At 73.8% G+C, this 10,169-nt stretch carries 8 protein-coding genes; 4 read left to right on the top strand and 4 right to left on the bottom strand.

The features are described from left to right. The 3 genes from IE317_RS37265 to IE317_RS37275 form a co-directional block, all read left to right on the top strand. A partial coding sequence (locus IE317_RS37265; RefSeq protein WP_191316069.1) for a class F sortase occupies window positions 1–478 on the top strand: 478 nt, incomplete at its 5' end. Between the two features lie 103 nt (window positions 479–581). Next, the gene (locus IE317_RS37270; protein WP_191316070.1) at window positions 582–2,576 is read left to right on the top strand and encodes an SDR family oxidoreductase; all 1,995 of its coding nucleotides are present in this window, start codon (window positions 582–584) and stop codon (window positions 2,574–2,576) included. Between the two features lie 156 nt (window positions 2,577–2,732). Continuing rightward, window positions 2,733–3,887, top strand: coding sequence for a cell division protein DivIVA (locus tag IE317_RS37275; protein ID WP_191316071.1), 1,155 nt, complete (start codon window positions 2,733–2,735; stop codon window positions 3,885–3,887). Window positions 3,888–4,178: 291 nt separating this feature from the next. Here IE317_RS37275 and IE317_RS37280 read toward each other — a convergent pair whose 3' ends face one another. The 4 genes from IE317_RS37280 to IE317_RS37295 are packed head-to-tail and all read right to left on the bottom strand — an operon-like array spanning window position 4,179 to window position 6,696. Continuing rightward, window positions 4,179–5,504 carry an amidase family protein gene (locus IE317_RS37280; protein ID WP_191316072.1) on the bottom strand — a complete coding sequence of 442 codons (1,326 nt, stop codon included), beginning with the start codon at window positions 5,502–5,504 and terminating at the stop codon, window positions 4,179–4,181. Window positions 5,505–5,550: 46 nt separating this feature from the next. Beyond that, window positions 5,551–6,153: a helix-turn-helix transcriptional regulator gene (locus tag IE317_RS37285; RefSeq protein ID WP_091317867.1), complete on the bottom strand. Its 603-nt coding sequence runs from the start codon at window positions 6,151–6,153 to the stop codon at window positions 5,551–5,553. Between the two features lie 46 nt (window positions 6,154–6,199). Next, window positions 6,200–6,445: a WXG100 family type VII secretion target gene (locus IE317_RS37290; RefSeq protein ID WP_191316073.1), complete on the bottom strand. Its 246-nt coding sequence runs from the start codon at window positions 6,443–6,445 to the stop codon at window positions 6,200–6,202. Beyond that, window positions 6,442–6,696 (bottom strand): WXG100 family type VII secretion target, encoded by a 255-nt coding sequence (locus tag IE317_RS37295; RefSeq protein ID WP_191316074.1) that lies wholly within the window; start codon window positions 6,694–6,696, stop codon window positions 6,442–6,444. The genes IE317_RS37290 and IE317_RS37295 overlap by 4 nt, the downstream gene beginning before the upstream one ends. 173 nt (window positions 6,697–6,869) lie before the next feature. On the opposite strand from IE317_RS37295, the gene IE317_RS37300 reads away from it, so the two are divergent. Next, the gene (locus IE317_RS37300; RefSeq protein WP_191316075.1) at window positions 6,870–10,115 is read left to right on the top strand and encodes a BTAD domain-containing putative transcriptional regulator; all 3,246 of its coding nucleotides are present in this window, start codon (window positions 6,870–6,872) and stop codon (window positions 10,113–10,115) included. Window positions 10,116–10,169 lie beyond the last annotated feature (54 nt).

Consider the following 10,169-nt stretch of genomic DNA (forward strand, 5'->3'; position numbering starts at 1 on the left):
GACGCCGTCGTCGGCCGCGCCACCGCCGTCCCCGCCGCCGCAGCGGCGGGGCACCGTCCGGCTGCCCGGCGGCGGCACGGCGACGCTGGTGCGCAAGGACCTCGGCCCGGGTGGCGAGCTGCCGGTGCCCACCGACCTGGGGCAGGCGACGTGGTGGGGCGCGTCACTCGAGGCGGCCGGCGGGGCGAGCGTGTTCGCCGGCCACGTGAACTGGCGGGGCGCGACCGGGCCGTTCGCCGAGCTGTGGACGGCCAGGATCGGCACCGAAGTGACCATTGTGGACAGCGCGGGAAAGACGTGGCGGTACCGGATATCGCAGCTGGTCACGGTACACAAGAGCGATCTGCCCGCCCGCGCCGACACCCTGTTCGGCCCGTCCGGCCCGCACCGCGTGGTGCTGGTGACGTGCGGCGGCCGCTGGGTCGGCGGCTCGGACGGCTACGAGGAGAACCGCGTCGTCATCGCGGACCCCGCCTAAGTTACTGGTGGGTAACATCACGTTTCGAAACGGTGGTCGCGGGCCAGGGGCATGCAGCAGAATGCCCAGGGTCAGGGCTACGGGAGCGAGAGGTGTGAAGACGATGGCGACGTTCTTGGTGACCGGGGCGACCGGACTGATCGGGCGTCACTTCACCCGGCTGCTGCTCTCCCGCCCCGACGACGACCGCGTCGCCCTCGTGGTGCGCGCCTCCTCGCGGGCCAAGCTGGCCGCGCTGGTCGACCAGTGGCCGCACGCCGACCGCGTCACCCTCGTCACCGGCGACCTCGGCGAGCCGCTGCTCGGTGTGTCCGAAGCGGACCGCGAGCAGCTGCGCGGGCACGTCGACCACATCGTCCACCTCGCCGCGCTTTACGACCTCACCGCCGACGACGAAGCCAGCATCAAGGCCAATGTGGACGGCACGCGGGCCGTCGTCGACCTCGCCGCGGACCTGCGCGCGGGCTGCCTGCACCACGTGTCGTCGGTGGCGGTCGCGGGCGACCACGAAGGCGTGTTCACCGAGGAGATGTTCGACGCCGGGCAGCGGCTCGTCACGCCGTACCACCGGACCAAGTTCGAGGCCGAGAAGATCGTCCGCGAGCAGGACCGGGTGCCGTGGCGGGTGTACCGGCCGGCCGTCGTCGTCGGGCACTCCGAGACCGGCGAAATGGACAAGATCGACGGCCCGTACTACCTCTTCCCCGCGATCAACCGGCTCGCCGGGCTGCCCGACGTGCTGCCGGTCGTCGGCCCCGACCTCGGCGACACCAACATCGTGCCGGTCGACTACGTCGCCGAGGCGCTGCTGGAGCTGGTGGTCAAGCCGGGGCTCGACGGTCACGCCTTCCACCTGGTCAACCCCGAGCCGCAGCCGGTCGTCTCGGTGTACAACGCCTTCGCGCGGGCCGCGGGCGCGCCGACGATCACCGTGCAGCTGCCCGAAGGGCTCTCGAAGCGGATCGTCGGGCTGGTCAAGCTGACCGAGCACATCCCGGGCGTCACCATCGCGCGCGACGCCGTCATGGAGCGCTTCGGCATCCCGCCGGTGCTGCTGGACACGATGGCCTTCCCGTCGGTGTTCTCCTCGGCCGAGACGCGCAAGGCGCTGGCCGGCACCGTCGAGGTCCCCCGGCTGGAGGAGTACGCGCCGACGCTGTGGCGCTACTGGCGCGAGCACCTCGACCCGTTCCGCGCCCGCAAGCACGGCCCGCGCGGCGAGCTCGACGGCCGCCGCGTGATCATCACCGGCGCGTCTTCGGGCATCGGGCGGGCGACGGCGCTCAAAGTCGCCGCGGCAGGCGGTGTCCCGCTGCTCGTCGCGCGCCGCCAGCACGAGCTGGAAGAGGTCCGCGACGAGATCGTCGCCGCCGGCGGCACCGCCTCGGTGTACCCGGCCGACCTGACCGACGAGGACTCGGTGCGCAAGGCCGTCGACGCGATGCTGGCCGAGCACGGCCGGATCGACATGCTGGTGAACAACGCCGGCCGGTCGATCCGCCGCTCGATCAAGCTGTCGTACGACCGGATGCACGACTACGAGCGCGCGATGGCCATCAACTACTTCGGCGCGGTGCGGCTGATCCTCGCGGTGCTGCCGCACATGTCGGAGCGCAAGTTCGGGCACATCGTGAACGTGTCCTCGATCGGCGTCCAGGGCATCGCGCCGCGCTTCTCGGCGTACGCGGCGTCGAAGGCGGCGCTGGACTACTTCTCGCGCATCGCGGCCACCGAGACGCACGGCGACGGGATCACCTTCACCACCATCCACATGCCGCTGGTGCGCACGCCGATGATCCGGCCGACGAAGATCTACGACGCGTTCCCGACGAAGTCGCCGGAGCAGGCCGCGGACATGGTGATGAAGGCGCTCGTCGAGCGGCCCAAGCACATCGGCACCCCGGCGGGGCAGGCGATCGGGCTGGCCTACACGCTCACGCCGGGCCTCACCGACGCGATCGCGTACCAGGGTTTCCGGATCTTCCCGGATTCGGCCGCGGCGGGCGGTTCGGGCGAACTCAAGATCGGACGTGGCGAGAAACACCTCTCGCGCGCGGCGATGGCGCTGGCCCGGCTTTCGCGCGGGTTCCACTGGTGACCGGGGCCGTTCCGGCCCGCTGGTCAGCACGGACATCCCGGCAGCGGCCTCACTCTGCGTTCGCGGGTGAGGCCATTCCGGCGACACGGCGACACGTGTCGGTGATTCGTCAAGCCGGAAGGCGGAGGCGGCGGGTGCCCGGGTACGGTCGGGCCCATGGTTCCTGAGCGCGACCCCGCCGCAACCGCCCTCAACGGCCTTCTCCCCCTCCGTCGTGAGTACACCCAGGCCTGGCACGGCTTCGACCGCAACGAGGTGCGCCAGTACCTCGACCACGTCGAAGCCCAGCTGCGCCGGGTGCTCAGCGAACGCGACGCCGCCGCCGCGCAGGCCGCCGCCGCGACCCGCGAGGTCGAAATGGTGCGGCAGCAGGTCGCGGCGCTCGAGGCGCGCGTCGAGGAGCTGAAGAAGCCGCCGGAGCGGCTCGAGGACCTCGACGAGCGGATGCAGCGCACGGTGACGCTCGCGCAGGCGCGCGCGGACGAGATCATCAAGCGCGCCGAGGTGGCCGCGGAGAAGACGTGGGCGTCCTCGACCGAAGCGTCGACGAAGCTGCGCGAGCGGTACACCAAGCTGGTCGCCGAGCTGGACAAGCAGGCCGACCTGCTGCACTCGGAGCACGAGAGCGCGCTGGCGGAGACGCGCGCCGAGGTCCAGCGGCTGACGGTCGAGGCGGCCCAGCGGCGCGAGCTGCTGGACAACGAGGCCGAGCGGAAGCGCCGGAAGCTCGAGCGCGAGTTCGAGGCCTCCCAGGCGGCGCAGAAGGCGGCGCTGGAGAAGCACATCGCGGACCAGCGCACGGCGAGCAAGAACCAGGCGGAGCGCCGCATCGCGGAGGCGACGGCGGAGGCGAAGCGGCGGCTCGACGAGGCGACGGCCGAAGCCAAGCGGCGCCTGGACGAGGCGACCACCCAGGCGGCCCAGCGCACCACGGCGGCGAACCGGAAGGTCGAGCGGCTGGCGGAGATCCGCGAGCAGGCGCGCAAGAGCCTGGCGCTGGCGGAGGACATCCTCAACCGGAGCGAGACGCAGCTGGCGACGCTGCCGGAGGAGGCGGTGATCCCGCAGGCGTCGAAGCTGGTCGGGGGCGACGCGGAGTCGGCGACCACGCCGGCGGCGCCGGTCGTGCCGGTGGTGCAGCCGTCGATCCCGAAGGCGGCAGCGCCCAAGCCGGCGCCGAAGCCCGCCCCGGCCCCGAAGCCGGCGCCCCAGGCGGCCAAGCCGGCGAACTCGAACGGCCCGGCGACGAAACCGGCGAACGGCAACGGTTCGAAGCCGCTTTCCCCGACCGGGAGCAAGCCGGGCAACTGAGCCACGCGAACACCTGTGAAGGCCGCGTTGCGGGACTCCTGGGTCCCCGGCGCGGCCTTCATCGCGTGAGCAGCCCCAGCCGAGCGCGCGGTGCGAAGCCCGCAACCCGCGCGCGTGGAGGGGCCCCCGGTTTTTACGCTACCGGCAGGCACCGACAGTTTCCGGCGCCCTGCGGCAGCGCGCTTTCAAGCGCCCCAAGGCGGCCTTGGTTGCGTTGAATGACGCAGCGGCGCGAAGCGCTTCCGCGCCGCAGTGCCGATTCAGCGCACCGAAAACCTCATTGGGGCGCTCTCAGTCGCGCGCTGTCCGGGGCCAGGGGTTCGCCGCCTCCAGCTGGGCCGCCAAGCCCAGCAGGAGCGACTCGCCGCCCGGGCGGGCCACCAGCTGCACCGACGTCGGCAACCCCGACACCACCGACCTCCCCACCGGGACCGTGATCGCCGGGTAGCCCGCGAAGTTCCACTGGCCCGTGAAGCCCGCCAAGCGCGTCGACGGCAGCACGTTCGCCAGCCACCCGCGCTCGTGCCAGCGGCCCGCCTTCACCGGCCAGTGCGACAGCGTGGGCGTCAGCAGCACCTCGTGCGAGGCGAAGAACTCCTCCGCCCGGGCGACCCACCGGTCACGCGTCCGCGAGCGGATCAGGCCCGCCCGCTCGACCAGGCGGCCCGCGCGGACGTGGGCCCGGGTCCGGCGCTGCAGCCGCGAGACGTCGAAGTCGCGGGCCTGGGCCGCCGGGCCCGCCAGCCAGCGGGCCGTCATGCCGAGGACCATCGTCGCCGGGTAGCGCGGTGCGGCCGGCTCGATCGCGTGCCCCGCCGCCGCCAGGTGGCCCGCCGCCGTCGAAACCGCCGCCACCAATTCGCGAGGGACCGGGGTGTGCAGCACCGGCACCGTCGTCGACATGCCGATCCGGACCGGAGACGGCGAAGGCACCGACGCCAGCTCAGGCGAATCCGCCAGCACCGACACCAGCAGCGCCGTGTCGGCGACCGTCGTGGCCAGCGGGCCGTGCACCGACATGCCGAACCAGCCGCCCTCCGCCAGCAGGTCCGCGCCCGGCTTCAAGCCCACCAGGCCGCACATCGCCGCCGGGAGGCGGACCGAGCCCATGCCGTCCGAACCGTGGGCCAGCGGGACCAGGCCGGCCGCCACCGCCGCCGCGCTGCCACCCGACGAGCCGCCCGCCGCGTACATCGGGTTCCAGGGGTTGCGGGCGATGCCGTCCGGGGTGTCGCTCATCGGCCAGATGCACAGCTCCGGCACCCGCGTCAGCCCGACGACCACCGCGCCCGCCGCGCGCAGCCGCGCCACGATCACGCCGTCCGCGTCCACCCGCGAGGACGACCCCGCCAGCGAACCGTGCGACGCGAATTCGCCGGTCATTTCCGTGACGTCCTTGACGGCGACGGGCACCCCGGCCAGCGGCAGCGACGCGAGGTCCGGCCGCGCGGCGACCTCCGCGGCTTCCTTCACCGCCTCCTCGGCGCGCACCCGGCGGAACGCGCCGACGACGCCGTCCGCCGCGGCGATCCGCTCCAAGGCCTCCTCGGTGACCTGCACCGGATCGAGCTGCCCGGCCCGGACGGAGGCCGCGATCTCCACTGCCGTGAGCACCATGATCGGACCCTAGCCCCGAAAAGGTGACAGCAGCAAAGAAAACGTCTCAGATTGCGCCCGCTCGCAGCGCGTAGGCGACGGCGTGGGCCCGGTTGTTCAGGCCGCACCGCGTCATCAGGCCGTACAGCACGTTCTTCACGGTCCGCTCCGAGTAGCACAGCTTCGCCGCGATCTCCTCGGTGCCGAACCCCTCGGCGACCAGCCGCAGCACGTCGCACTCGCGGGCCGCGAGCCCCGACAGCGTGAGCCCGTTCGGTTCCAGGACGTCCTTGCGCATCCGCTGCACCTGCGCGAGCAGCGCGCCCTGCAGCCGCGGCGGCAGGTTGGCCGTGCCGTCACCCGCGGCGAGCACCGCCGTCACCAGCTCGGCCCCGCCCGTCTCGCGGCGCGGCAGGATCGCCACCACGCCGCACTCCAGCGCCGCCATCAGGTCGCTTTCGCGGAAGTGCTCGACGACCAGCACGACGTGCGACGCCTTGGCCGCCCGGATCTCGCCCAGGACGGCCTCGGTGACGTGGTCCTCCATCACCAGCAGCACGTCCGGCACGAGGTCGGTCAGCCGGACGTCGGGATGGTTGTCCAGCAGGCTCACCGCGCCGGCGTGCGTGATCGGGTCCGAGGCGAGGACGCTCACTTCGACGGGCTTCATGGGGGCAGTGTGGACGGCGTGTCTTCACGCCTTCCCTATTCCGTCTTCACGCCCGTGAAGACAGCTCCCCGAACGCCGCCCGGGCCCGCTCCAGGCACCCCGGCATCCGCCCGGCCGCGCGGGTCCAGTCGCGCTGGGCGCGCCGGTACGCCTCCCGCGCCTCCGGGGTCCAGCCGGCCAGCTCCGGCTCGACCCGGGCCTCCAGGTCGGCCAGCAGTTCGCCGAGCTCGCCGGTGATCGCGCCCATCCGGTCCAGCACCAGATCGGCGAAGCTGAAGTCGAGCCGCGTCACGGCAGGCGCGGCCGCGGCATCGGGCCGCCGGTCGCCTCCAGCAGTTCGGCCAGCCGCGACAGGATCACGTCGAATTCCTGCTCCCAGTCGCTCATCGCCTGCCCGAACCGCACCGACGCCTCACCGCGCCAGGACGCCTGCACCATCGCCATCTCGCTGTTGACGTCGCGAAGGCGGGACCGGGCCCCGTCGAGGGCGGCCGCGAAGCAGGCGGCGGCCTGTTGCATGTCTTCGGTCGGCGCTGTCGCCATTCGGGGCTCCTCTCCGGCTCCCCGAGCGTGGCGCAGGCTCCCGCGCCGCGGAACCCCGCCCGGGGGCCGTTGCCCGAATGTCCGCCATCCTTGCCTGCCGGTTCACGGCGTCCGCGTATGCTCACGGCAGGCATCCGGCGCGTGACGATTCGTTCACGCACGAAGGGAGACCGATGTCGGCCGCGGACGGCTCGGCCTTGAGACTCCAGCTGCTGGGCCCGCTCAAGGCGTGGCAGGGCGAAGCAGAGCTGGACCTCGGCTCCGCGCACCGCCGCACGGTCCTCGCCGCGCTGGCGATGCACCCGGACCGCACGGTCTCGCGCGAGGAGCTGATCGACGCCGTCTGGGGCGAGACGCCGCCGCAGAGCGCGCAGGGCTCCATCTACACCTACGTCTCCGGCCTGCGGCGCGCGCTCGAACCCGGCCGGGCCAAGGGCGAGGGCCCGCAGCTGCTCGCCTCGATCGGCTCCGGCTATTCGCTGCGCCTGCCCGCCGAGGCGATCGACGTCCACCGGTTCGAAGCCCTGCGCGAGCAGGCACAACGCCGGCACGCGGCCGGTGACCTCCGCGGGGCGCGCGAGGCCTTCGACGAAGCTTTGGCGCTGTGGCACGGCGTCCCGCTGTCCGGCCTGCCCGGGCCGTTCGCCGCCGCCCAGCGCGCCCGGCTCACCGAGCTGCGGCTGGCGACCATCGAACGGCGCGCCGAAGTCCTGCTGGAGTCCGGCGGGCACACCGAACTCGTCGCCGAACTGACCGCGCTGACCCGCGAACACCCGTTTCGCGAAACGTTGCGCGGGTTGCTCATGCGCGCCCTGGTCCGCGCCGGGCGGCGGACCGAGGCGATCGCGGTCTACGCCGACGTCCGCGACCGGCTCGTCGAGTCCTCGGGCACCGAACCGGGCCCGGCCCTGCGGCGGCTGCACGACGAGCTGCTGGAGAAGCCCGCCCCGGCGCCGGAACCGACGCCGGTGGCGGCCGTTTCGCGGATGCCGGCCGCGTCACTGCCGGAACGGGCGGAGATCTTCGTCGGCCGGGAGGCGGAACTCGACCGGCTGCACGAAGCCGTCGTCGAGCTCGGCGCCGGGGCAGGGCGGTCGGTGTGGCTGGAAGGCGAGCCCGGCAGCGGCCGGACCGCGCTGCTCGCCGAAGTCCTCGCCGCGGCGCAGGATTTCCACCCGGCCTTCGCCGCCGCGGACGCGCTGGACCAGCGGTTCGCGCTGCGGCCGCTGCTCGACGCGCTCGGCGTGCACCCGCGCGCCACCGACCCGCGCCGGGCCGCACTGGCCGCGCGGCTCGCCGGACAGCCCGGCGAAGATCCCGTGGACGACGTCCTCGGGCTGGTCCGCGAGCTGTGCGCCGAGGCCCCGCTCGTACTCGTGCTCGACGACCTGCAGTGGGCCGACGACACGACCCTGCGCGTCTGGCGCTACCTGAGCCGGGAGACGCGGCAGCTGCCGCTGCTGCTCGTCGGCGCCTGCCGTCCGGTGCCCCGGCCCGCCGCGCTGGACGACCTGCTTGACAACGATGACATCGCCGTCCTGACCCTGCCGCCGCTCACCGAGGAGGCCACGCACGAGCTGGCCACCGAGCTGGCCGGCGCGCCACCCGGGCCCGGCTTGCAGCGGCTCGTGTCCTACGCGGCGGGAAATCCGCGGTACGTCCGGGAAATCGTCGAGACGCTGCTCGAACAGTCGATGATCGTGCTCGACGGCGTCCACGCGCACCTGGACGGCAACTCGTGCCAGACGATCCCGCCGCCGCTGGGCTCGCGGACCACGGCGTACCTGAGCTTCCTCTCCAGCGGAACCCGCGACACGCTGCGCTGGGCCGCGCTGCTGGGCCACGAGTTCTCGCCGGCGGACATCGCCGTCGCCACCGAGCGGCCGCCGACGGCGCTGGTGGGCGCGGTCGACGAGGCGATCACGTCCGGCGTGCTCGTCGAATCGGGCGACCGGCTGGCGTTCCGGCACCCGCTGGTGCGCCGCGTGCTCTACGAGAAGACGCCGGCCGCGATGCGGGTCGCGCTGCACCGGCAGCTGGCCGAGGCCTTCGCCGCCGCGGGCGCGCCCGCCGAACGCGTCGCCGAGCAGCTCGCCGCCGCGCCCGCGCAGGTGGACCCGTGGGTCACCGGGTGGCTGCTGGAGCACATCGGGACGGTCGCCACCGAGACCCCGCGAGTCGCGGTCGACCTGCTGCGCCACGCCGTCACCCAGGGCACGCTGCCGCCGGACGCGCGGGAGACGCTGACCGCGACCCTGGCCCGGCTGCTGTTCTGGCTCGGCCGGGAACCCGAAGCCGAGGCGCGCTCGGTCGTCGCGCGGACGTCCGACAGCAGGCGCGCGGCCGAGATGCGCTGGATCCTGGCCTACGTCTACTACCGCCGCGGCGACTTCTCCGAGGCGACCGCCGAGCTGAAGCGGACGCTCGACGACACCGACGTCCCGGAGATGTGGCGCGGGCGGCACGAAGCGCTGCTGGCCACGCTGGAGAAACTGGGCGAAGCGACGGCGCTGGCCCCGGCGGGGCTGCACCCCCTGGACGACGCGGCACTGGCCGTGCCGAACCTCGACAGCCTCGACGACGCCGCCGAGCCGCTCGACGCCGCCCGGCGGATCGCCGCGACCCGAGCGGTACCGGGCGAGATGCACCTGGCCGGCGCGGTGCACTACTACTGGCTGGGCCGCTGGCCGGCGGCACTGGCCGAGCTGGACGCGGTGATCCGCGACGGTGCCGAGACGGCGTCCTACGTCCTGCGCAGCCCGGGATCGGCCCTGCTGGTCCACGGGGTCGGCGCGCTGATCGCCGGGCACCGCGGAGAACCGGGCCAGGTCAGGACGCACCTGAACGCCGCCGACCGCAGGCAGTGGCCACCGGGCCTGGAGCCCGACGGCGGCGACTTCCTGCTTGCGGCCCGGGCGCTGCTGGCCGAGCAGGAGGGCCGTCCCGAGGCGGCGCTGACGGCGTTGCTGCCGCTGCTGGAGGACCACTACCCCCCGGCGGCGCGCTACCAGTGGCTCCCCGACCTGATCCGGCTCGCCCTGCTGCTCGGCGACCGGCCGCGGGTGCAGGAGGCCGTGCGCCTGCTCGAGCCCGAGGGAGAGATCCCGCCCGCGCACGCGGCGGCGGCCGCACACTGCCGCGGCCTGGCCGCCGGCGACCCCCGGCCGGTGTTGACGGCGGCCGGGCACTACCGCGCGGCCGGCCGGCTGCTGAAGCAGGCGAAGGCGACCGAGGACGCGGCGATCCTGCTGGCGGAGTCGGGCGAGCTGGCGGAGGCACGCACGGCGTTCCGCGGCGCGCTGACGGCGTACACGGAGATGGGCGCGGCGTGGGACGTACGGCGCACGGAGGCCCGGATGGGCCCGTTCGGCATCCGGCGCGCCCCCGCGGCCCGGTCCCGGGCGGCCGCCGAAAGCTGACCGCGCGCGCAACCTGGGGAGGGGTTGCCACGTCGGTAAGGTCAGCTGAGATGT

It is taken from the genome of Amycolatopsis bullii (assembly GCF_014654205.1).
GTDB classification, from domain to species: Bacteria; Actinomycetota; Actinomycetes; order Mycobacteriales; family Pseudonocardiaceae; genus Amycolatopsis; species Amycolatopsis plumensis.

What these genes read in the sequence shown, in the direction of transcription:
- IE317_RS37270 (WP_191316070.1), top strand. Translation starts at nt 582, where the DNA reads ATGGCGACGTTCTTGGTGACCGGGGCGACCGGACTGATCGGGCGTCAC.
- IE317_RS37275 (WP_191316071.1), top strand. Translation starts at nt 2,733, where the DNA reads ATGGTTCCTGAGCGCGACCCCGCCGCAACCGCCCTCAACGGCCTTCTC.
- IE317_RS37280 (WP_191316072.1), bottom strand. Translation starts at nt 5,504, where the DNA reads ATGGTGCTCACGGCAGTGGAGATCGCGGCCTCCGTCCGGGCCGGGCAG.
- IE317_RS37285 (WP_091317867.1), bottom strand. Translation starts at nt 6,153, where the DNA reads ATGAAGCCCGTCGAAGTGAGCGTCCTCGCCTCGGACCCGATCACGCAC.
- IE317_RS37295 (WP_191316074.1), bottom strand. Translation starts at nt 6,696, where the DNA reads ATGGCGACAGCGCCGACCGAAGACATGCAACAGGCCGCCGCCTGCTTC.
- IE317_RS37300 (WP_191316075.1), top strand. Translation starts at nt 6,870, where the DNA reads ATGTCGGCCGCGGACGGCTCGGCCTTGAGACTCCAGCTGCTGGGCCCG.